This is a genomic window from Colwellia meonggei, assembly GCF_057537295.1.
The window spans coordinates 276,456-297,611 of record NZ_BAAJLZ010000004.1 but is presented as its reverse complement, the minus strand read 5'-3'; the positions used below and the strand labels follow the sequence as shown (position 1 = coordinate 297,611).

22 protein-coding genes and 6 tRNA genes are annotated in these 21,156 nt (G+C 36.9%); 7 read left to right on the top strand and 21 right to left on the bottom strand.

Going from position 1 to position 21,156, the window contains the following annotated elements:
* Window positions 1-68: 68 nt before the first annotated feature.
* Window positions 69-701 (bottom strand): riboflavin synthase subunit alpha, encoded by a 633-nt coding sequence (locus AC27E9_RS12200; RefSeq protein WP_487130542.1) that lies wholly within the window; start codon window positions 699-701, stop codon window positions 69-71.
* A 105-nt stretch (window positions 702-806) separates the two neighbouring features.
* On the opposite strand from AC27E9_RS12200, the gene AC27E9_RS12195 reads away from it, so the two are divergent.
* Together AC27E9_RS12195 and AC27E9_RS12190 are read left to right on the top strand one after the other, a co-directional pair.
* Complete coding sequence (locus AC27E9_RS12195; RefSeq protein ID WP_487130540.1) at window positions 807-2,141, top strand: MATE family efflux transporter; 1,335 nt, start codon at window positions 807-809, stop codon at window positions 2,139-2,141.
* Between the two features lie 124 nt (window positions 2,142-2,265).
* A tRNA-Val gene (locus AC27E9_RS12190) sits at window positions 2,266-2,342 on the top strand.
* Between the two features lie 73 nt (window positions 2,343-2,415).
* Here the strand turns inward: AC27E9_RS12190 and AC27E9_RS12185 are convergent.
* From AC27E9_RS12185 to AC27E9_RS12165, 5 genes are all read right to left on the bottom strand, one after another.
* Window positions 2,416-2,805: a hypothetical protein gene (locus AC27E9_RS12185; RefSeq protein ID WP_487130538.1), complete on the bottom strand. Its 390-nt coding sequence runs from the start codon at window positions 2,803-2,805 to the stop codon at window positions 2,416-2,418.
* Window positions 2,806-3,223: 418 nt separating this feature from the next.
* The gene (locus AC27E9_RS12180) at window positions 3,224-3,853 is read right to left on the bottom strand and encodes a hypothetical protein (protein WP_487130537.1); all 630 of its coding nucleotides are present in this window, start codon (window positions 3,851-3,853) and stop codon (window positions 3,224-3,226) included.
* Between the two features lie 87 nt (window positions 3,854-3,940).
* Window positions 3,941-4,492 (bottom strand): hypothetical protein, encoded by a 552-nt coding sequence (locus AC27E9_RS12175; protein WP_487130535.1) that lies wholly within the window; start codon window positions 4,490-4,492, stop codon window positions 3,941-3,943.
* Between the two features lie 109 nt (window positions 4,493-4,601).
* Window positions 4,602-5,834 (bottom strand): adenylate/guanylate cyclase domain-containing protein, encoded by a 1,233-nt coding sequence (locus AC27E9_RS12170; RefSeq protein WP_487130533.1) that lies wholly within the window; start codon window positions 5,832-5,834, stop codon window positions 4,602-4,604.
* Window positions 5,835-6,198: 364 nt separating this feature from the next.
* Window positions 6,199-6,330 (bottom strand): hypothetical protein, encoded by a 132-nt coding sequence (locus AC27E9_RS12165; RefSeq protein WP_487130531.1) that lies wholly within the window; start codon window positions 6,328-6,330, stop codon window positions 6,199-6,201.
* A 122-nt stretch (window positions 6,331-6,452) separates the two neighbouring features.
* Here AC27E9_RS12165 and AC27E9_RS12160 point away from each other — a divergent pair, with 122 nt between their 5' ends.
* Window positions 6,453-6,794: a hypothetical protein gene (locus AC27E9_RS12160; RefSeq protein ID WP_487130529.1), complete on the top strand. Its 342-nt coding sequence runs from the start codon at window positions 6,453-6,455 to the stop codon at window positions 6,792-6,794.
* Window positions 6,795-6,970: 176 nt separating this feature from the next.
* Here AC27E9_RS12160 and AC27E9_RS12155 read toward each other — a convergent pair whose 3' ends face one another.
* From AC27E9_RS12155 to AC27E9_RS12135, 5 genes are all read right to left on the bottom strand, one after another.
* Window positions 6,971-7,153 (bottom strand): hypothetical protein, encoded by a 183-nt coding sequence (locus AC27E9_RS12155; RefSeq protein ID WP_487130527.1) that lies wholly within the window; start codon window positions 7,151-7,153, stop codon window positions 6,971-6,973.
* 329 nt (window positions 7,154-7,482) lie between these two features.
* Entirely contained in the window at window positions 7,483-7,740 is a 258-nt protein-coding gene (locus tag AC27E9_RS12150; protein WP_487130525.1) for a hypothetical protein, read from the bottom strand.
* A 175-nt stretch (window positions 7,741-7,915) separates the two neighbouring features.
* Complete coding sequence (locus AC27E9_RS12145; protein WP_487130523.1) at window positions 7,916-8,167, bottom strand: hypothetical protein; 252 nt, start codon at window positions 8,165-8,167, stop codon at window positions 7,916-7,918.
* A 189-nt stretch (window positions 8,168-8,356) separates the two neighbouring features.
* Window positions 8,357-8,914, bottom strand: coding sequence for an SOS response-associated peptidase (locus tag AC27E9_RS12140; RefSeq protein WP_487130521.1), 558 nt, complete (start codon window positions 8,912-8,914; stop codon window positions 8,357-8,359).
* 178 nt (window positions 8,915-9,092) lie between these two features.
* Window positions 9,093-9,701 carry a PEP-CTERM sorting domain-containing protein gene (locus AC27E9_RS12135; protein ID WP_487130519.1) on the bottom strand — a complete coding sequence of 203 codons (609 nt, stop codon included), beginning with the start codon at window positions 9,699-9,701 and terminating at the stop codon, window positions 9,093-9,095.
* A 283-nt stretch (window positions 9,702-9,984) separates the two neighbouring features.
* Between AC27E9_RS12135 and AC27E9_RS12130 the strand changes: the two genes are divergently transcribed.
* Window positions 9,985-10,461 (top strand): DUF2947 domain-containing protein, encoded by a 477-nt coding sequence (locus tag AC27E9_RS12130; RefSeq protein WP_487130517.1) that lies wholly within the window; start codon window positions 9,985-9,987, stop codon window positions 10,459-10,461.
* 69 nt (window positions 10,462-10,530) lie between these two features.
* On the opposite strand, the gene AC27E9_RS12125 is transcribed toward AC27E9_RS12130, so the two are convergent.
* From AC27E9_RS12125 to AC27E9_RS12110, 4 genes are all read right to left on the bottom strand, one after another.
* Entirely contained in the window at window positions 10,531-11,151 is a 621-nt protein-coding gene (locus AC27E9_RS12125; RefSeq protein ID WP_487130515.1) for a hypothetical protein, read from the bottom strand.
* Window positions 11,152-11,334: 183 nt separating this feature from the next.
* A complete protein-coding gene (locus AC27E9_RS12120; RefSeq protein WP_487130513.1) occupies window positions 11,335-12,369 on the bottom strand; it encodes an AI-2E family transporter in 1,035 nt (344 codons plus the stop codon).
* 105 nt (window positions 12,370-12,474) lie between these two features.
* On the bottom strand, window positions 12,475-15,066 hold the full coding sequence (locus AC27E9_RS12115; protein ID WP_487130511.1) for an ABC transporter permease: 2,592 nt from the start codon (window positions 15,064-15,066) through the stop codon (window positions 12,475-12,477).
* Window position 15,067: 1 nt separating this feature from the next.
* Window positions 15,068-15,877, bottom strand: a complete 810-nt coding sequence (locus AC27E9_RS12110; RefSeq protein ID WP_487130509.1) for an ABC transporter ATP-binding protein — start codon at window positions 15,875-15,877, stop codon at window positions 15,068-15,070.
* Here AC27E9_RS12110 and AC27E9_RS12105 point away from each other — a divergent pair.
* Together AC27E9_RS12105 and AC27E9_RS12100 are read left to right on the top strand one after the other, a co-directional pair.
* Window positions 15,876-16,508: an arylesterase gene (locus AC27E9_RS12105; RefSeq protein ID WP_487130507.1), complete on the top strand. Its 633-nt coding sequence runs from the start codon at window positions 15,876-15,878 to the stop codon at window positions 16,506-16,508. The two genes, AC27E9_RS12110 and AC27E9_RS12105, sit on opposite strands and share 2 nt — an antisense overlap.
* A 6-nt stretch (window positions 16,509-16,514) precedes the next feature.
* Window positions 16,515-18,083: a cation:proton antiporter domain-containing protein gene (locus AC27E9_RS12100; RefSeq protein ID WP_487130505.1), complete on the top strand. Its 1,569-nt coding sequence runs from the start codon at window positions 16,515-16,517 to the stop codon at window positions 18,081-18,083.
* Between the two features lie 157 nt (window positions 18,084-18,240).
* On the opposite strand, the gene AC27E9_RS12095 is transcribed toward AC27E9_RS12100, so the two are convergent.
* The 5 genes from AC27E9_RS12095 to AC27E9_RS12075 form a co-directional block, all read right to left on the bottom strand.
* A tRNA-Glu gene (locus AC27E9_RS12095) sits at window positions 18,241-18,316 on the bottom strand.
* 94 nt (window positions 18,317-18,410) lie between these two features.
* Window positions 18,411-18,486: transfer RNA gene (locus tag AC27E9_RS12090), tRNA-Glu, on the bottom strand.
* A 135-nt stretch (window positions 18,487-18,621) separates the two neighbouring features.
* Window positions 18,622-18,697, bottom strand: a tRNA-Glu gene (locus tag AC27E9_RS12085).
* 144 nt (window positions 18,698-18,841) lie between these two features.
* Window positions 18,842-18,917, bottom strand: a tRNA-Glu gene (locus tag AC27E9_RS12080).
* Window positions 18,918-19,036: 119 nt separating this feature from the next.
* Window positions 19,037-19,112 (bottom strand) — tRNA-Ala (locus AC27E9_RS12075).
* A gap of 401 nt (window positions 19,113-19,513) precedes the next feature.
* Between AC27E9_RS12075 and AC27E9_RS12070 the strand changes: the two genes are divergently transcribed.
* Window positions 19,514-20,443, top strand: coding sequence for a gluconeogenesis factor YvcK family protein (locus tag AC27E9_RS12070; protein WP_487130503.1), 930 nt, complete (start codon window positions 19,514-19,516; stop codon window positions 20,441-20,443).
* 80 nt (window positions 20,444-20,523) lie between these two features.
* Here the strand turns inward: AC27E9_RS12070 and dcd are convergent, their stop codons facing one another.
* Window positions 20,524-21,117: a dCTP deaminase gene (gene dcd / locus AC27E9_RS12065; RefSeq protein WP_487130501.1), complete on the bottom strand. Its 594-nt coding sequence runs from the start codon at window positions 21,115-21,117 to the stop codon at window positions 20,524-20,526.
* Window positions 21,118-21,156 lie beyond the last annotated feature (39 nt).

Genomic DNA, 21,156 nt, shown 5'->3' with positions numbered 1-21,156 from the left:
TAAGCTATTAGTGCGCATCGTTTTTACAACAATCGCGTACCTTTATGTTTAAAGGTGTAACGGCATAATTACTTTATTTTTAAATTCATCCGTTCAATCGTTTCAACTATGGTCATGGTTTGTTGGTCAAACTCAATATTAACTTTATCGCCCACGTTAATATTATTTAGGTTCGTTCTCATTAGGGTTTCAGGAATTAAATGTACTGAGAAATGTTCATCAACATCAGCGCCTAACGTTAAACTAATACCATTAATACTAATAAAACCCTTGGCAAAAATGTATTTCTTATAATCATTGTTTAATGAAAACGAAAGCGTGCAATTGTCTGAACTTTCAATACGTTTCACAACCACAGCTTGCGCATGTACATGGCCACTTAACATATGGCCGCCAATTTCATCACCCACTTTTAACGAGCGCTCAACATTAACTAACATTCCTTCATGAATATCGGCTAAATTTGACACTCGCAAGGTTTCATCTATCACATCAAAAGTAATAAAACTTTTCTCGTTATTAAGCTCAGCTAAATTGCCAAACTCAACCGCCGTTAAACACACACCATTAATGGCAACACTAGCACCCGTTTCTAGGTTATCAATAAGCGTGTTTTCTAACGCGATTTTTAAGGTTATCGCATTATTTTTGCGAATTATCGAAATAACCTCGGCTTGTGATTGCACTATACCTGTAAACATATATCATCCAGATAAATAAACTTTTTTCCATCTTAACAAATTACCGTCGACGAAATAATTACTTAAATGAACATTAATCGCTTTTTTTCCAACAGCAAAAATTTAATGAAATTGGCCTATCCAATTTTAATTGCTCAACTTATTCAAAATTTAATGGGTTTTGCCGACACCGTAATGGCTGGGCGCGTTAGTGCCACTGACATGGCCGCCGTTGCCGTTGCAAGTAGTGTCTGGTTACCGCTTATCTTAACCATTTCTGGTTTAGTGATGGCGTTAGCCAGTATTATTTCACAGCTCGCAGGCTCCAAACAATTTGACGATGTTGCCAAGGCCAGTTATCAAACGGCTTGGATAGCCGTATTCTTTTCTGTCATCATCATTGCCTTGTACTACATTGCAACACCGCTGTTAATTGACTCAATCTCTTTAGAGCCAGAATTAAAACGCTTAATGTTTGAATACCTTGGCTACATTGTTTGGGGTGGCCCAGGTTATTGTTTGTATTTAGTTCTGCGAAACTACTCAGAAGGTTTGTCGCATACCCGACCAACCATGATCATCAGCATACTTGGCTTACTGATCAACATTCCAGCTAACTACATTTTCATTTACGGTGAATTTGGCGCACCAGCACTTGGCGGTGCAGGTTGTGGTGTTGCAACGGCTATTGTGTATTGGGTGATGTTCCTTGGCATGTTTGCCTACGCTTATTTTTCAAAACATCTAAAGCATGCGCCACTGTTTACCAAATTTTTCTGGCCACAATGGAACGAAATTAAAACCATATTAGCCTTAGGTGTACCAATTGCCTTATCTTTACTTTTTGAAGTGAGCTTGTTTGCCGCTGTCGCCATAATTCTCGCGCCATTTGGTGCCAATGTAGTGGCCAGTCACCAAATCGCCATTAACTTTTCAGGCTTAGTATTTATGGTGCCATTAAGTTTAGCGATGGCTGTCACCATTAAAGTAGGCTTTGAAGTTGGTAATAAAAACTTAGAAAAAGCTAAAGAGCTTTGTCGCTACTCAGTAATTTTAGGGTTAATTATCGCAGTTGTTACTGCCGCTATTACTTTGCTATTTAGCCACCAAATTGCCGCTATTTATACTATTGACGAAGATGTACTTGAACTCGCTGCCAGCTTAATGTTTTTAGCAGCACTGTTTCAATTTTCAGACGCAATACAAGTGATATCGGCTGGCGCACTACGTGGCTATAAAGACACTAAATCAATTCTTTATATTACGTTTTTCTCTTATTGGATTGTTGGCTTGTCGTTCGGGTTAATTCTCGGCATCACTGACTGGATAGTACCGGCCACAGGTCCGTATGGTTTTTGGATAGGTTTTATTTCAGGCTTAACCGTTGCCGCCGTACTACTGGCATGGCGACTAAAAGTGGTGCAAAACCGTTTTGACCAACAAACGTTAGCGGCGCAGTAATTCGTTTGAATACAAAGCGGTTTGTTGAATTAAGCAGCAATCAAGCAGCGTTTTATATAAAAGGGCTTGCACTTGCTAATACAGATCGCTAACATAGCGCCTCGTTGAGTCCTTCAACTTGTATACGTCCGTAGCTCAGTTGGTTAGAGCGCATCCTTGACATGGATGAGGTCGGTGATTCGAATTCACTCGGACGTACCAATTTCCTTCTCTACTTTCATATACTTTCATATACTTTATTTACTCATAGTTAAAAACTCAGTATTGCTAATTGCTATGTTTTTATAACACCTACAGATTCAAGCCATAGATATGCTTGCTCAATATTTTCGCAAAACTTAGTTTCAACATTTAACAGAACGTCATGATCTTTTTCAATTAAAGCATGTTGTGTTGGTGAGTCACAAACTACCACCTCATACTTTTGGTTATTATTACCTGACCATTTATTTAACTCATGTAAACAAGCCGAAGCATCAGGTGTAAATAAGTCCCACTCAGTAAGGTCAAGCAAGCACCCCCAAGGCTTATGCCGCAGTTCACAAACTAACTTTATAAACTCTTTGCCGCAATTTTCAGCGGTTTCAAAATTCCAAGCTCCAAAAGCTTTAACGATGACGGCCTGATCTTTTCTAGTTAATGTATATGAACCATGGGGCTGCATACTAACTCCAAATCTTAATATCCCAATTATGTGCACTGGTGTGACTATTAAACTCTGCAAAATTACGCAAAATTCTAAAATCTCACCTCTACCTTAACACTAACTATAGACGGTAATACGAAGAATTTTCAAAACGACGAATGATTTAAAAGTAGCCGTAACTGAAGGGTTGTTCACACTGATTCAATTAAAATTAATGGAACCAGCGGAAGGTGTAAAAATATCAACAATGGCAACGGCAATAACCGATGAGATTATCACCAGTTGCAATATTGAAAATAATTCAAAGCCTAAAAAGGCCATTTAAAATTTATAAAAAATAACAACCACTTAAGCGGGAAAAATTGTTGGCTATAATTGTGTAGCGGAGCGAAACCAGCAAACTGTTATTTGTCCCGCTTGAACAACTTGTTATGTTTTAATTTAGACTATAAAAATAATCTTCCATTTGTTTGGATGTTATTCCATATTTTGACAAGTTTAAAACACTAAGCTCATGTTGATTATGTATATTTATCAACCACTGATATCGTATTTTGTAGAATCTAATGGTTGGCGTTATACCAAATTGGCTCTCAGCAGATCTTAAAAAATCATATAAACATAGGAAAGGTTTACCTACAGATATTCTATAACGGTGATTGAAACTTTTATCATTTTTAATTAGTGATGGCACATGCTGAAAGTTATTTAGATCAATATGTAACTCTCTAAAAGTAATTTTCTTATCAAGAAATTGCACTGAACTGTCCATTGACTCCTCAATAAAATCTGATGCTTCTTTGATTGCAGCATGAGCCTCTGCAATTCTTGATGAGGTTACATTATTAGTTAAAGTTTGTTCTGTAGCTATATATGTCTTATAAATAAAATATAATGTTAAGAAACTAAAAGGTATTGTAATAGTACCAGCTAGATAACTCCCAAAACTTCCCCAGTCAGAAGCATTGTTAGAAAAGCCCGAATGGAAATTGGCGAAGTAGATAATGACTGTGCTTATTGCAATAAAAATAGCACTAATAAATAACAACTTCTCTCTCGGCAACACGTGAAACTCCATTTAAAATATAACGCCACATTAATAGACGAAAAATTGTTGGCTAAAATTAGCGACGCAGGGGCAAAAAGCCAACTGTTATTTATCCTGATTAATTTGCTTGTTAGCAGACTTTTGCACCACAGGTTTTGGGGTTTCTGTTTTTGGCGTATCTGCATTTATTAGCGATAATGCAGAATATACTGCAAATATTAACGGTATAAGTAACTCGACCATCAATCGTAAGTAGAAAGTAGGCCTAGATTTGAAGTGAATATGTTTAATATGATCTCTAAACTTATCATCTTCATCAGTGCCATATATACGACCGCCTGAGTTTTTGCTCGCTTCTTTAAATTCCTCTAATTCCTTCGATGTTAAAACAATTTGCCATGCCGTTAATTCCGAATAAACATAAACCAAAAAACTAACTGCAAAATATCCAATTGCAGTTGCAAGCAAAGTCATAAGTGCTTGCTGATTTGCAGAAGTAAATTCAACACCAAATGCAGATATTTTTGAGGGTACTAAACCAACCTTTGTTAATACTACTCCTATGACCGATGCAGCCATTAAGTTTCGTCTAACTTTTCGTGTTGTTTCATTTAAAGGCTCTCTAAGCCTATCTGAAAAGTGATTTTTATCACTCATGATACTTCCTTGCCTGCTAACGCCTCGTTAAGAAGCAAAAAGTTGTTGGCTATAATAGTGAAACGATAGCCAACTGTTAGCAGTTCGTTTAAGCAACTTGTTATACGAATTAACTACCACTGATGATAGATAATTCGCCATATTTAACTTCCCACGCGGTTGTAACACCCGTCTGTCCTTTTGCATCTTTTGGGTCAATTTTAATTTCTTTAAGTTTTAGCTTTGAGGTAAGTTCGGAAGAATTATCATCTAATTTATGAAAATATCTATTACTCATAAGGATATGATTATTTGTGCAATTTTTTTCCAATCTAGCTGCAAAATTTATTTTGTCGCCTATGAATGTTACTTCTATGTCACCTTTTCCAATGTTCAAAGCATATAATGGTCCTGTCGCCAAACCAACTCTAGTTCCTGTTTCAACTTCTTGATCTAGTGTTTTTTGAAAATCACTTAGGAGGTTCTCCCCCATAAGAATTAAATCAGAACAAAATTTTAATGCGTTTTTAAATGACTCATCACTTTTATCAGGGTAATTAAATATAGCTAAGACGGCATCTCCAATGAACTTATCTAATACACCACCATACTTGAATACTAACTCTCTAGCATTCGTATAGTACTTGCTCATTAACTCATTTAATTCATCCGGATCAGCAACAGACACAATACTTGAGAAGTTTTTAATATCAGTCAAAACAATAATAGCATCATCAAACTTTTTACCAAACTTTAAACGTTTAGAAATGCTTTCAGAATCATTATCTAATTTCACAATAGTGCTATCGGGAAATTGTCTTCTTAGCCCAAGCCTAACGTCTGAACTGTCAGCACCACTTTTAATATTTTTAATATTCTTTTTCAAGCTATCTGTACGAGACCTATAGCCAAGATCTGAGCCGATATGATCAGAACTGTAATTTTCATACTTGGAAGTTATTGCTGCCGATTGGAGTTTCTTTAATGATGTTCTAATATCGCCATTTAATTCAAAGCCTATATCTTGACTTTGTAGATATTCATTAATACCCAACCATTCTGTTTTAACTTTCATTTTACTGAAAGTTTCTTCAAACATTGACTTAGAGTTTACAGTTGGAGGTTCTGGTGTAATTAAGTAGAACTTTTTAATATCACTTTCGTTTTCCAAAGCTTGTTTAAGTAAATGAAGAGTTTTTAAAGTTATTTTTTGATTCTTAACTTCAATCGCAATTCTATTCCCGCTTTCGTCCTTGATTATGAAATCAAACCGAGCTCTTTCAGAAGGAGATATTTCAACTTTGCTTTTCAATAAGTCGTACAAAGAAGATAATGCACTTTCAATCAAAAACGTTTCTATCATTATGTTAATCCTTTAATTACACCATGCTATATAAATATGGAATTCGTATAACAGCTTATTATGAGGAAATAATCCTTGTTTAAAACAGGCAAATTTCCTTTTCTCAAATTTATTTTTACATAGCAATACTGAAATACACTTTATACTTCAAATAATAGCTATTTTTATTTTGGAAACAGGATACTTAGCACTGAAAAAATGTCCATTACACGACATTACATAGTATTAATTTAAAACTATTCGTTTTTATCGAGTGCGAGAAAAGCTATCTAATTTCACTATTTTCGCTATTTCTAATATCTGCTTTTTGTTTCCTGCTTTTTTTTGTTCTCTAGTGCTCCTATCACTATTACTTGCCACTCTTTTAAATATTCCACTCAATAATTTGTGTTGGTTTTGTCGATTTTTCAACATTATGACTTAATAACTCGGTAGGATTTGTCGAGATGTTTTGCGTATTTTGTAGGCTAATGCTAGCGTTAGAATTGATTTCCATATCAGTCCCTTATTCCCTATCAGGCTGATTACATTAATGTATTAACTTCAAATACACAATGACCTTAATCAATAAATGTGTATTATATGTCTCATAATCTCTATAAGGATATAAAGATACATATGTACAATTTTTTACTTCTCCTATTCGTTATATTCAGTTTGCCATCATTTGCAGGATCAAAGTGTCAGTTAGAGTGGGATTCGCTTAAAGCTGTGCAAAGTCAGTTAAGACAAGATAGCTATGAGTGGTTAAGAGACAAAGAACGCCGAAAGCATAAGGAATATCAAGACTGTCGAAAACGTAAAAACAATAAGTCGAGTAGCGCTAAAAAGAACACCTATAAAACACAAAAAACCTATACTCAAAATAAGTCAATTCCTAAATATAGGTCTTATCGCTCTACTACGTCTAAAGTGAATGTTAAGGGAAGGTTTAGTGGTGAAAAACAACAAGCTTGCTAGATTACTATCATTCACCTAAAGGCTGTAAAAGCCCGAAAAGTACCTCGAAATTCTCTAAATGTTTGGCGCATAGAGATAGTGAAGCAGAAAAATTTGAGAAAGTGTGGGATGAACAACATGCTCCACCATCAATAGTGCTAGGTAGTCATTAATACGTTAAATAATAATGACTACAACTAATTGTCGTCGGGGTTGTCTTGTTTAGCGCGGAGAAAAAAATCATCAAAGACGTTGTGCTCGCGGGACTGCCCCCATTCATCAAGGAGCAGGTGATACTCAGCCATTTCATGTTGAGTTGCGGTTTGCTTAGCCACTTTATCTGATAAATAGCTAAAGCGCTCTTGTTTCGCATTATGCATGTTAAGCACTCCTTGCTTAGGGTTACTTAACTATCGTACAAAATGCGTAAATATCAAGATTAGTGACGCGCTGGCTCGCCCTCGTTGCTCAGGCTTCGTTCTTAACCTTAAGAACACTCACGTTTAAATTTTTTGTTAATGTTTTTTGGAATTTTGACCTCGTTAATTAATGTAATTTTACCTCTAACAAAGTCTCTAGTTAAATCACACTGTTACAAATTCTAGTGATTGGTGTTTTTTATATATGCCATAGAACCTCAGATTACTTATCACCTTTACAAGCTTTCAAGTATCAATGACTATTACTTACTTCCTTGTTGTCTATAAAGTCATGGACAATCTTTGTATTTCTTAGATGATTCCCTGTAAGCCTTACTAAGCCTATATTGCTTTTTAACCTCTTTCCAAGATTGCTCTACACCGTGAGCAACTTTCTTACCACTTGGTTTATAAACAACATAGCCATCTTTATCTTTACAAATCTTATATTTACCGCCATTGGCATCTTTGTAGTAAAACATCTTTCCCGCAAATGCAAAGCTAGAAAAAAACATACTAACAGCAATAAAAAGTAATAGTTTATTCATCTTCATATCTCCATTTATTATAATCTAGGCTATTAAGAAAAATGATACTCGATCAATTCTTAAACAAAGCAAGTCATTTAACTATCGTATAAAATAATAAACTTTCAAGTATCATGCTTTATTAGTATTACCACGACATAAGCCGCTATTTAAATTGGAGTTCTAGTTAAAGATATTAACTTAATGCTAGTGGCACTCTTTCGGCATTTAACGCAGCCCATTGATTAACTTCAGAAACAACGAGTCCGTCATTATCTGCAAGCAAAACTTGAAAATGGTCGCGTATTTGTTCAACCGACGTGTCTGCTTTATTTAAACACCACATGGCTTCTAATACGCGAATAGCACCAAGTTGTTCAAGTTCATTAATTAACTTTTTATGACTTGCTTTATCGCATAAATCATATGTTAAAAAGTATAACGCCAAAAGAGCACTCCTTATGTGTTTAGTCGCTTAAAGAATTGGCGACAAGTAAACAACAGATTTAAATTAGCCGTTGATGATACAAAAATGACTAATAAAAACCATTACACGACATTACACGGAAGTTTTAATGTTCAAATGGTGTGATTTAAAGGGGTATTACTAGCTAAGTTACCGAGAAAAAAAAGAATTTTACGCAGCCTTAGTAACATTAATTAATTCACTATTCACGGCTTGCATTAATGGCGACAAATACTCACTTGCGGAGTTAAACCAATAATGAATATTTTCGGGTAATATCAATACAGGCATACGTTTATGATAAAGCTTACATTTTTCGTTTGGAGAAGTTGTCAATGTAACTAACTGCGGCGTTTCACTTTGATAGGCTATTCCAGCCATATAAATAGGCTGATTATCTACATGAGAAAATAGGTATTTAACCTTTCTCCCCTCTTCTACTCGCCATTCATACCAACCCGAGCATGGCACTAGGCAACGGTTATGGTTAAACGCATGCTTAAAAGTAGGCTTTTCAGCAACGGTTTCACTTTGGGCATTAATCAGTAACCTTTTCGACCAACTAGGCTGTATGCCCCAGTTAGCATCTTGCTGCTGATAAATGCCATTAATTGCCGTTATGGTAGCTGTTTTTTGGCTTGGGCATAAGTCGTGGTTTGAGTCTGCCCAGAATTTAATACCCAAGGTGTCACTAACAATTTGACATAGGGGATCATTAATAACGTTCATTCTACCGCACATAGTTAGCTCGGCTATTAAAGAGTTCTATACTGATGTTAGCTTTGACTGCTAAAAGGGATAATAATATAAAATCAATAATGTTATTTTATAAACTCACATTATTGGTTATGTTAAACAAAAGCTCCAATAAATATTGGAGCTTAACTTTCAAAATACTCATAAAAATCTAAATGTTTTTATTTTTTCTGGAGACAGCAATTCCAATTAATCCAAGTGCAAATATCAATAGAGTTTCCGGCTCTGGAACTGATGTCAAACCGGTATCATATTGAAAATTAGCCATTCCGTAATCTCCCTCAGTGTTGTTATCACATTTAGTAATTAACGTACTTGAACAATAACCATATCCATCAACACTCAAGTCTGTCGAGTAGTTCCAAACCCCGCCACCTTGAATATAATTGTCATTCGCGCTAACAGCAACCAATCTATATTGTTGACCTGAAAATAAATTAATATTCACTAAAGAGTATCTATACGAATTCAAAATAAAATCACTAGAATCTACGTCTGTTGAAGCTAATAAAACTCCCGAAGTTTCATCAAAAATTCCAACTTTTATTGAATCACTTAAGAAGCCATTCCCTAAATAATCGTATGCTCCAAGTGAAGTTACATTAATATCGTTAGCGCCAACAGTAAAAATAGTACCAAACGACCACGAGCCATTTGTACCAGGCGAGTTTTCAGAAACCACCGTTCTCATTACAGAGGCATTTGCTGACATAGCAAATAAAGATATAAATAAAAAACCAATAACTTTTACTAACTTCATAACATGTTTTCCCTAAACACTTATAAATAACATACAAGCCAAAGCAAACCTCTTGCCAAAAAGTTAATGCATTGTTTTAAAATGAATTATTTTAATTAATTCAACATTCACATTATAAGTTGCAAAATATTCTGACATTAATATCTTAATATCAATGCCAATAACATATCACCCTAAACATATACTAATCCACATATTGATATTCTAAATTCATGCAAGTTTTCTTAGTGAGAAAATAATAGCAGTTGTTATAATAGCCACATAAACCATTACGATAACAACTATGAATTACACCACAATTGAAGAATTAAAAAACGCTTGGATATTCAAGCATAAAAGTTTACCTATTACTGATAGCGATAAAGAAAAAATTAAACCTATGACCGCTAATAGGGCAAAAGTATTGTGGGACGGCAATATTAGTAAGCAAGTTGATCACCCTGACTTTTTCAAAAAAGGAGATTGGGTTGAAAGTGGCAGTTCATGGCTCGATAGTGGTAAATGGGAAAGTACCTGGGACGGTGATGATAAACAATTACCGGAGCAAATACTGCAGCATCTAAATTGGGATAACAACACAGTAGTTTATTACTGCAGTAGTCGCAATAATGTTATTGAAACGACTTGGGCAGTATTTAAACGTTGCTGGAAAAACTTTTTATTTATGGATGATGGGCCAATTTTAATTGGTAAGAAGCGTAAAGAGACGGTGCAATTTTTATCAACAGGCTATTTTAAAATAGGTAATAAACCAAGCTAAATAAGTTGAGTTTATCTAACTTAGACTTCGATTAAAGGAGCAAAATGCTCCTTTTTCATCAAGCATTTTTTAAAAAACTACCGACAGCTTAGCCCCTGTGTACGCCTGGCTATCAGCTTTCCAGTGCTCTCCATCAACTTGTCTATAACGAGTAAATGCTTCAATTTGCAAGTGCTCGAATTTGAAACCAGCGCCAACGCCAACATAACCATCAATGTCATTTGAGTCATCATGGTGGCTTCTATTTACCACAACAAAATCATTATCGTCATCATTGTGAAAAACTCGGTAATGATGATCTTCATCTCGATCCTGAAATGCCAACTCCCCTAGATCAAAACCGACTTCTGCATAAGCGAAAATGTCAGAAAAATAACCAAATTTAAAGCCAGCTTCCCAAGCGATATAATCATGCTGAGTACCTTCTCGGTCTGTCACTTCTGCTTTACCAATTGAGGTTAACACCGACATACCAAAATTTGAATCTCGGTTAGTTAACCAAATTTCACTGCCAACTCCCGAAATATAATCATCACCGTTAACTTCATTTTTAATAAAAAATCCAAACTTTGGTGATTGACTAGCGCTGGCACTAAAGGCAGATAAAAACAAAATAACAACCAGCGGTGTCATTAAATATTTAATACCAAAAGCTATCGAGTTTTTGTGACTTACTGAGCGAGATAACATAAGTGTCCTTACCAAACGTTTTACTAAAGCTGATGAATACAGCATAAAGTAGAGGAGTGTTCACTTCAGTAATGAAACTGTTAGTTAATCAAGGCAATGTGTTAGAAAGTGTAAGGAATAAAGGAATGGAAAGTAAAAAGGTAGCCTAAGCTACCTTTTGAAATAACACAGAAAAATAAAGTATTACTGAGCATCTTCGCTAGAGAGCATTACCGCAAACCAGCGCCCTTCTGCGGAGTTTTCTAATGCTATTTTAATGACCATAGTTAATGGCACCGATAACAACATACCTACTGTACCAAGCAACCATCCCCAAAAAATTAATGATAAGAACACGACTAACGTTGAAAGCCCTAAGCCTTTACCTAAATAACGAGGCTCAACCACATTACCCATAACCGTATTAATAGTTAAATATCCTAAACCAATAAAACCGGCCGCTGCAGGCCCTAATTGTAATACCGCTAACGACATTGCAGGTACTGCGGCAATAATAGAACCAATATTTGGAATATAGTTGAGTAAGAAAGCTAATACACCCCATAATAAAAAGAAGTCTAAACCAAATGCCCACAACATAACCGAAACACAAACACCGGTTGCTATGCTTACTAAAGTTTTTATTGCCAAATAGTTATTCACAGATTCCAAGAATTGGTCAATTTGCTTTAAACGCGCTTCAGGATCATCCAACGCTAGATGTAACTTATGAGAGACGGTTGATGCTTCAAACAACATAAATATTACGGTGATAATAATTAAGAATAAGTTCGCCATTACGCCACCTAACCCGCTGAGCATATTAGCTGCTAAGCCCATAGCTGCTGCTGGGTCAAAATACTCAATTAATAGATCAGAAGAAATCTTAATATTATATGCATCAAGCTGTTGAGTTAACCAAACAAACTCTTCTTGAAGTTGCGCGCGATAGTCTGGCAATAGTTGCGATAGCTCATTAAGAGAGTTTCCAACTAAGCCAGCTAATGATAACGCGATTGAAACAAAGATACCGATAACAAAAATAACGGCAATCGGTTTGGGAATTTTATATTTAGCCGCTTTAACCACTAAAGGGTTACAAATAATGGCGATAAACGCTGAGAGTAAAAATGGCACTAACAAAGTAGCGGCAGTTTTTATGCCAGCTAAAACCACAAATAATGCCGCCGTAACTAATAAAAACTTTACTGCGCCGTCGGACTTTCCTTGTAAACCCATTCAAATACCTAACATGTTATTATTTTTAGAATTAGCTGCACTATACGCGATTTACTAGCTTTTTCGCTAGTATTAAATCGCGTATAGCGTTGAGCAAAATAAAATTTACATCGTTCGGCGAATTAAGGTAACACTAGATAAATTCAATAATCGCCAGCAACTTAACATGCCAATTAGGCCAACAAATAGCGCGCCAGCACCAATACCCACTAACCAATATTGAAAGTGAAAACTGCCTGACATTTGGAAGACTTGGCTTTGCAAGATGTAAACTGCGATTTCCATACCAATACTCGCCATTAAACCAGCAATAGCACCTAAGGCAACAAATTCATACAATACGCTGTTACGCAGTAATTTACCTTTTGCCCCAAGTGTTCTCAAAATTGCTAATTCACGTTCACGCTCTTCCATGCTGGCTTGCACTTGCGCAATTAACACTAAACTTCCTGCCAGTACCACAAGAATAAGAATTAATTGAATAGCTACCGACACTTGCTCAATAATATTATTGAGTTGTGCCATTATTGCAGCAAAATCCATTAAGGTAATGGTTGGGAAATTAGCCATAAAGCGGTAAACCATATCACGGTCTTGATCGGTCACTGACCAAGCTGAAATAGCCGTTGTTGGAAACTGCTCAAGCACACTCTGGTTAAAAATCATGATGAAATTTAACTGGCGACTTTGCCAATTCACTTCACGAATACTTGTAACCGGTACGGTAAATTCATCTGAGCCTAAAGTAAAAGTTAATTCATCGCCTAAGTTAATTTCTAAACGTTCAGCCATTACGCTTTCAATCGACACTTGTGGTGTTTCATCTTCAACTTGCCACCACTGGCCCTCAATAATTTCATTTTCCACGGGCAATTCATTGCGCCAAGTTAAGCCAAGTTCACGTCCAGCGCCACGTCGACCTTCTTGTCGTTGTTCATTGTCAGCGTCATTAGCTTTTTCATCTTTTGCTTTATTATCTGATTCTGCGCTATCGCCTTGACGACTGTCATCGTCTTCACGAATGGTTTTTTCACCATTTATTGCCGATAAGCGACCTCGATAAACATTGTAGAAACCTTGGTTAGCAATATTATTGTCATTCACAAAGTCCTGCAAAGGAGATACTTGTTCAGGCGTTATATTTATTAAATAGTGATTAGGAGTGTCTTCCGGAAATTGCTGTTCCCATTCCGATAATATCGAGCTTTTCATTACTGTAATTAACAATAACAACTTAATAGCAATGGTAAAGCTAACTAACTGCACACTGTTTTCACTGGCGCGGCGTTTTAGATTAGCCAAGGCTAAATGCCATGATTTACCCGCTTTCGTGCCAACTGTGCGACCTGCACTCATTAAGCCACGGCCAAATAACAACAAAATAAAAGAAACAAAAATGCCGCCCAATAATAATGCCGCACTCATAATGAGGTTTTGACTAAAAATAAATAGTAGTAAAAATAACGCCATTAATGGTGGTAATTGATGCCAACCAAATCGAGCTACTTTTAATTGACTAAAGCCACGAATAACATTAAGTGGTGAACTTGCCACTAAGGTCATGATGGGGTGAATGGCAAAAGCAACGGCACATAATAAGCCAGTAAAAATAGCCGTTAAAAATGGTACAAAAGTTAATGGCGCATCATCCAACGATAAATAACTTGCTATGGCATTTACGCCAAGTAACAGCAAGCCATAACCGACAATTAAACCAACCGCGATGCTTAAGCAGCTTAGTAATGTCCAATGTAGGCAATACAACTTACGCACGTGAGAAATGGACGCTCCCATGGCTTTAAAAATAGATACAGTTGACTGATGACGTTGGCCATAACGACGACTTGCTACCGCAACAGCAACAGCAGCTAGTACAATGCCCAACATACTTGCCAAGGATAAAAACTTTTCAGCCGTATCAAGTATTCTGGATAAGCGGTTTTGCGCCGCTTTAGCGTCATACCAACGTTGGCTTTCATTTATTTGCGGCTTTATCCAGTCTTCAAATGCTTCAATATCATCGGTTTCACCGGCAAATAAATATTTATATCCCATGCGACTGCCTGGCTGAATTAGTTCAGTTTGCGGCATATCGGCAATATTTAAAATAATGGTTGGACCGGCGATAAAAGCGCGATACGAGCGATCAGGAATATCGGTAACAATACCCGCAATCGTAAGTGGCGCAACACCAATTTCTACTGTGTCACCGATATTGACATCAAGTCGACTTAAAACGCTGGGCTCTACCCATACAGAGCCTGGCTTAGGCGCATTAACAATTTCACTATTTTCTTGCGTTAATGACTTTTTAACGCGAAGTTCGCCGCGTAATGGGTAAGTTTCTGAAACGGCGTCAATTTCGCTAAGCAGCATATTATCGCCAGCAAAAGCCATTGATTCAGTTTCAATTTTTCTCGCGTGCAATAACGACAATTGTTGGCTTTTATCTAAAATACTTGTATCTGCCTCGGAGGACATGCGTAAAACACGATCAGCGCCGATAGTATTTGTACTATTAGCAACAATTGCATGTTTTATTTGTCCAGAAAAGCCCGTTAACGAAAATACCGTTGCCACAGCAAGTACAATAGCAAGGAAAATAATGGTGAGTTCACCGCGTCGAAGTTCATGGTGTAATAACCGTAACGACTGCGTAAACCACATAGATGATTTATTAGTATTAGTTACGCTCATATTAACCTACTTGTGGCACTGAACTTGGGGCATTTACGTTGCCGTTGTCATCGTTATCTAGATCGCTTTCTTGAATAACAATTTGGCCATTATCATTGGCCGTAACAGCATCAATTGTATTCGATGATGGTTTTTCTTGCAGTACACCGCTGTCCATTTCTACTTGTCGTTGACATCTAGCGGCAAGTTTTGGGTCATGTGTAACCAGCACTAAGGTAGTACCTTCGTTGGCATTTAATTCGAAGATTAAGTCAGTAATATGTAGCCCTGTTTTACTATCAAGATTACCCGTAGGTTCGTCAGCGAATAAAATATCAGGCTTTGCAATAAAGGCACGAGCAATAGCAACGCGTTGTTGCTCACCACCTGAAAGTTGTGATGGGTAATGATCAAATCTATCGCCTAAGCCAACCTTTTTCAATAACGCTTCACCGCGTTCTTGTGCGTCAGCTTGGTTTGCTAATTCAGCCGGTAACATGACATTTTCTAATGCCGTTAAACTATTGATCAATAAAAACTGCTGGAAAATAAAACCCACATGCTGCGCGCGTACTTGACTTCTTTGTTCTTCATTAAACTGGTGAAGTGGCTGATTTTTAAGGTACACTTCACCTGAACTAGGTAAATCTAACCCTGCTAATATTGACAGTAAAGTGGTTTTACCTGAGCCAGAAGAGCCGACAATAGCGATTGACTCACCTGCCGCAACTGTTAAATTGAGTGGCTGAAGCAAAGCTAAGGTTTTGTCTTCAACTTGAACTGATTTAGTTAAGCTTTTAACGCTTAAAATACTCTCGGAATTTACATGCATGAAAAATTATCCACTTTTTATATTATTTATTAGTTTGTTCATTGTTACTACGGTTAATGCGGCAACTAAGCCCAAAACCAATATATTACTATTAGGTGATAGTATCAGCGCAAGTTACGGGATGAAACCCACTCAGGGTTGGGTCCACTTATTAAACCAGAAACTTGCTCAACAAAATCAACCATACACAATTATAAATGCTAGTGTTAGTGGAGAAACGACGAGTGGCGGTTTATCAAGGTTAGCGGGCATTTTAAACAATGAAAATGTAAATCATTTGCTTATCGAATTAGGCGGAAATGACGGTTTACGCGGATACTCACCTAAGCTAATTAAAAATAATTTGTTACAAATGATCAAGCTAGCACAAGATAAAAACATAAAAGTATCAATGATTAAGATAAAAATAACACCTAATTACGGCCCACGATACAATAAAATGTTTGAACAAGTATTTGAAGATGTAGCAGCCGAAACTGAAATAGAGTTATTACCGTTTTTCATGGAGAAAGTCGCAACAAACAAAGCATTAATGCAAGCTGATGGCATTCATCCCAATGCAAGTGCTCAGCCTATTATTGCAGACTATGTTGAACAACAACTTGCAACTTTAATGACCGTGGAGCCTTAACACTAAATGGAATTTATTTGGATTGGATTTGCTTTTATATGTGGCTTGCTAACTAAGGTTATTGCCTTACCTCCTTCTATTGGATATTTAGCAGCAGGTTTTATTTTGCATTTTTTAGGTTATCAAGCCGATAGCATGGTAACTGCGCTAGCCGATATTGGTATTACCTTAATGCTTTTTACTATTGGATTAAAACTCAATATCAAAGATTTAATAAAGCCTGAAGTTTGGTTTGGTAGTTTAAGTCATACGTTATTATGGCTAGTTGCAGGTGTTGTACTATTAAAAGCTATTGCGCTTATCACCATTCCATTCATTAGTGGTTTAGATCTCACAACCTCAGCGCTGATAGTTTTCGCATTAAGTTTTAGTAGTACCGTTTGTGTGGTCAAATTAATGGAAGATCACGGAGAAATGCGCACTCGCCACGGCAAACTTGCCATTGGCATACTGGTGATGCAAGACGTAGTCGCGGTGATTTTTTTAGTATTGGCGACTGGAAAAGTGCCAAGCCCATGGGCTGCTACACTCTTGCTATTAATTCCATTAAAGCCGCTGATAAAAAGAACGATAGACAAGGCAGGTCATGGCGAATTGATCCCTTTAATGGGCTTTTTCGTTGCTTTTGGGGCTTATGAATTATTTGAATTAGTAAAAATTAAAGGCGATTTAGGCGCCCTACTTGCCGGTATGTATTTAGCTTCACATAGTAAAGCCAGTGAAATTACTAAATCACTGTTAAGCTTCAAAGACTTATTCTTAATTGGCTTTTTCCTATCAATTGGTTTTACTGCTTTGCCTACTTTAGAAATGTTGCTGATAGCTTCAATTTTAACCTTACTTTTGCCAATCAAATTTTTACTATTTTTCTTTATCTTAGTAAAACTTAATCTGCGCGGCAGAACCGCATTTTTATCCGCTTTGGCGCTAAGTAATTTTAGCGAATTTGGGCTGATAATAGCATCGCTAAGCAGTAAATCAGGTTGGTTATCGCCAGAGTGGTTAGTTATTTTATCGCTAGCAGTTTCATTATCGTTTATTTTAACCAATGTTTTATACAACTTTGCCCATGACTACTTTGCCAATAATAAAGAGAAGTTTAAACGCTTTGAAAGTGAAAAACGTTTAGCGGAAGACAATTTTGTTCAGCCTTGTTCTGCCCCAATAGCCATTATTGGTATGGGCCGTGTCGGAATGGGTGCATATAAAGCCTTAAACGCACAAACAGAAAACCAAGCCTGGGGCTTAGACACAGATAAGAATAAAGTAAAATGGCTAAATGAGAACGGTATTCAAGCTTATTTAGGTGATGCGGAAGATGCCGACTTTTGGGAAAGCATTGATCTCAGTAAAATTGAATTAACATTGCTCGCCCTGCCATCAGTACAAGATATTATGAACATTACTGCACAAATTAAGCGTACAAATTACCAAGGGAAAATTGCTGCAATTGCCCGTTACGATGATGAACGCATCGCTTTAGAAAGCTTTGGTGTTGATAAGGTATTTAACTTTTACAACGAAGCAGGTGTCGGTTTTGCAGAAGAAAGTGTCAGTTTAATCAAACAAGTTTAACATTATATAGTAACTAAATAGCTACTGGGCAGTGCACTACCCTCAGTAGCTATTTTTATAACTGACTATAAATTTCGCGCATAAAAAAACCGACATAAGTCGGTTTTTTTATTTTCACTTTTAGCACTGAATATCTGCGTAAAAGCAAAATAAATAGTGGCATCCCTAAGGGGATTCGAACCCCTGTTACCGCCGTGAAAGGGCGGTGTCCTAGGCCTCTAGACGATAGGGACACTAAAACAATGTGATTAAAGTTATAAAATAACCCATTCACGTTTTGTATCTGATTGCTGAACATTAAAAACGTTCATCAATCTAAGTTAATGGTGGCATCCCTAAGGGGATTCGAACCCCTGTTACCGCCGTGAAAGGGCGGTGTCCTAGGCCTCTAGACGATAGGGACACATTAATACCAAATGGAATACTTAATTATAATGCTACCGTAAAAAGCTCTAGCCTAGTGAACTTATGATAACTTTATATATTCCATAGTATGTGTCAAAAACACTTACCATAAACTTGTCTAACTAAAAATGAGTGGCATCCCTAAGGGGATTCGAACCCCTGTTACCGCCGTGAAAGGGCGGTGTCCTAGGCCTCTAGACGATAGGGACACATATAAACTCGAAACACTTAGTATAATAAAACCGTATAAAGCTCTAGCCTAGTGAACTTATGATTTACATATATATTTCTTGTTTGTGTCTAAAACACGAACTCATTTTCTTTTTTACTTCCGTAGAAGTCTTCCGAAGAAGTGGCATCCCTAAGGGGATTCGAACCCCTGTTACCGCCGTGAAAGGGCGGTGTCCTAGGCCTCTAGACGATAGGGACACTAAAACGATAAAACAAACTTTTCAGTTTATTTTTGCAATCCGATAATTTAACAATTACCCAATCGCGTTTATCTTTTTATCTATCTTTTAGAATTGCATAAGCAACACTAAATAATATGGTGGAGCTATGCGGGATCGAACCGCAGACCTCTTCGCTGCCAGCGAAGCGCTCTCCCAGCTGAGCTATAGCCCCACATAGAAATAAAATAAGTGGCCTAATACTTATCTTAATTCTCCTCCAAACAAGTAATCGAGTTACTCGTTGAAAGCGAGGCGCATTCTAAGCAGCGACCATGATACTGTCAACACTTATTTTAGATATTAATACATTTTTTTCAAAGTTTTTGCTCAACTGATTATTTAAAGACCAAGTTGACTATTTTTTGCCTTATCAACTGCTTATATTGCTAAATTTTACGTAAGCTCAGTTAAGAAAACAAAAAATATCAATGCTAGTTTATTCTTTGCAATAAACATCTTATGATTAAAAAGCGCCGTCACATCGCTACTAGGTAGAGAAACTGTGGCTTGTTGCTTTATTTAACGTATAATTAACGTTATGGTTAAAGCTCAATTGAAAAGAATAATAGTTATATGCAACTAAAAGAGCTCAATGTTGTTGCCATTGGTGGAGGTCACGGTTTAGGGCGTGTGCTTTCTACCCTTTCCTTTTTAGGAAACCAACTAACAGGTATTGTCACTACAACAGACAATGGCGGTTCTACGGGTCGTTTAAGAAAACGTAGTAGTTCTATTGCTTGGGGCGACTTACGTAATTGCCTGACACAATTAGTTGACGAACAATCAGTTGGTAGTCAACTATTCGACTTTCGTTTTGACGGCCAAGATGAACTTGGTGGTCACAACTTAGGTAACCTTATCTTATATGGCTTAGGCCAAATACATTCTAGACCGCTAGAGTCAATCAAATTAGTTCGTCGACTACTTGGTGTTAAAACCCCGGTTTTACCTATGTCAGAAACACCAACTGATTTAATGGCCTTTTATCCCGAAGGACGTTGTCGAGTTGGCGAGTTATCGGTTGATGAAATGCCTGTCATGCCAAAAAATTTAATGTTGGCGCCTTTGGTAAAAACACTGCCTAATTGCACTGATGCGATTTTAAATGCTGACCTTATTATTTTAGGCCCTGGTAGCTTCTTAACCAGTATTGTTCCACCATTACTGGTACGTGATATTAGCAACGCGCTTAAACAAACCAAAGCACACAGAGTCTTTATCGACAATATTGTTGCTGAAAACAGTCCAGCTAGTGATTTATCACTAGATGAAAAACTCGATTGGATTGAAGAGAATATTGGTTGTTTACCAATTGACAGTGCTATTTGTCACGATCACAGTGTTACTTCAAATCGTATTGGGGTTTGTCATCATGAATTAAGTAGTGACACGACAGCGCATTATCATAGTCGAGATAAACTGATCGAGGCGTTAAATATGTGCATATCAAAGGCCCTTTCAACTGCCGAGCCACAACAAGCAAGTGCAGTAAATTCCAACTGAACGTAAATAACGTAATAACATTAAAAAAGCCAACGAATAATCGTTGGCTTTTTAGTAATTATAGGGTGATTTATTAGAAGTTACTTCTGTCGTTCGTCTTCACTAATACGACTAGCAACCGCGCCCATTTGACCTTTATATTTAGCGTCATCACGCTTATTGTATGGTCTTAATGCACTCGATGACATAGTTTCAAAATTAAGCGCTGCAATTTTCATTTTTGGACGCAATGCTAGCGGAAGTTTACCACTGTTATAAAATTCTAAGACGATTTGCCCTGACCAGCCAGGATCAATTCGATGTGCTGTAACGTGCACCATAAGCCCTAAACGAGCAAGCGAAGAACGACCGTCCAACCAACCAACGATATCATCAGGCAAAGTCACAGACTCGTAAGTTACCGCTAATGCTAATTCTCCTGGGTGCAAAAAAAATGCTTCACCGTCAGGAATATAAATTTCATCGCTCATTACTGAGTTCATGGCTTTTTGCATTTCATCTTTCGGGCCACTTAGGTCAATATATGGCGCGGTATGATCCTGAAAAACACGAAATTCGTTCCCTAAACGAATATCAACACTTACACCTGAAATCATGCTGCTATCGGGTGTTGGCGCTATTTTAATTCGCCCTTGGCTAATACTTTCTTCAATATCTTTGTCACACAATCTCATGATTATTCTTCTTAGATTTAGGATTTAAATTCTTTAAAC

Bases quoted from the DNA above. Each gene is read 5' to 3' on its own strand.
- AC27E9_RS12200 (WP_487130542.1), bottom strand. From the start codon at position 701: ATGTTTACAGGTATAGTGCAATCACAAGCCGAGGTTATTTCGATAATT.
- AC27E9_RS12195 (WP_487130540.1), top strand. From the start codon at position 807: ATGAAATTGGCCTATCCAATTTTAATTGCTCAACTTATTCAAAATTTA.
- AC27E9_RS12185 (WP_487130538.1), bottom strand. From the start codon at position 2,805: ATGCAGCCCCATGGTTCATATACATTAACTAGAAAAGATCAGGCCGTC.
- AC27E9_RS12175 (WP_487130535.1), bottom strand. From the start codon at position 4,492: ATGAGTGATAAAAATCACTTTTCAGATAGGCTTAGAGAGCCTTTAAAT.
- AC27E9_RS12170 (WP_487130533.1), bottom strand. From the start codon at position 5,834: ATGATAGAAACGTTTTTGATTGAAAGTGCATTATCTTCTTTGTACGAC.
- AC27E9_RS12165 (WP_487130531.1), bottom strand. From the start codon at position 6,330: ATGGAAATCAATTCTAACGCTAGCATTAGCCTACAAAATACGCAAAAC.
- AC27E9_RS12160 (WP_487130529.1), top strand. From the start codon at position 6,453: ATGTACAATTTTTTACTTCTCCTATTCGTTATATTCAGTTTGCCATCA.
- AC27E9_RS12155 (WP_487130527.1), bottom strand. From the start codon at position 7,153: ATGCATAATGCGAAACAAGAGCGCTTTAGCTATTTATCAGATAAAGTG.
- AC27E9_RS12150 (WP_487130525.1), bottom strand. From the start codon at position 7,740: ATGAATAAACTATTACTTTTTATTGCTGTTAGTATGTTTTTTTCTAGC.
- AC27E9_RS12140 (WP_487130521.1), bottom strand. From the start codon at position 8,914: ATGAACGTTATTAATGATCCCCTATGTCAAATTGTTAGTGACACCTTG.
- AC27E9_RS12135 (WP_487130519.1), bottom strand. From the start codon at position 9,701: ATGAAGTTAGTAAAAGTTATTGGTTTTTTATTTATATCTTTATTTGCT.
- AC27E9_RS12130 (WP_487130517.1), top strand. From the start codon at position 9,985: ATGAATTACACCACAATTGAAGAATTAAAAAACGCTTGGATATTCAAG.
- AC27E9_RS12125 (WP_487130515.1), bottom strand. From the start codon at position 11,151: ATGTTATCTCGCTCAGTAAGTCACAAAAACTCGATAGCTTTTGGTATT.
- AC27E9_RS12120 (WP_487130513.1), bottom strand. From the start codon at position 12,369: ATGGGTTTACAAGGAAAGTCCGACGGCGCAGTAAAGTTTTTATTAGTT.
- AC27E9_RS12115 (WP_487130511.1), bottom strand. From the start codon at position 15,066: ATGAGCGTAACTAATACTAATAAATCATCTATGTGGTTTACGCAGTCG.
- AC27E9_RS12105 (WP_487130507.1), top strand. From the start codon at position 15,876: ATGAAAAATTATCCACTTTTTATATTATTTATTAGTTTGTTCATTGTT.
- AC27E9_RS12110 (WP_487130509.1), bottom strand. From the start codon at position 15,877: ATGCATGTAAATTCCGAGAGTATTTTAAGCGTTAAAAGCTTAACTAAA.
- AC27E9_RS12100 (WP_487130505.1), top strand. From the start codon at position 16,515: ATGGAATTTATTTGGATTGGATTTGCTTTTATATGTGGCTTGCTAACT.
- AC27E9_RS12070 (WP_487130503.1), top strand. From the start codon at position 19,514: ATGCAACTAAAAGAGCTCAATGTTGTTGCCATTGGTGGAGGTCACGGT.
- dcd (WP_487130501.1), bottom strand. From the start codon at position 21,117: ATGAGATTGTGTGACAAAGATATTGAAGAAAGTATTAGCCAAGGGCGA.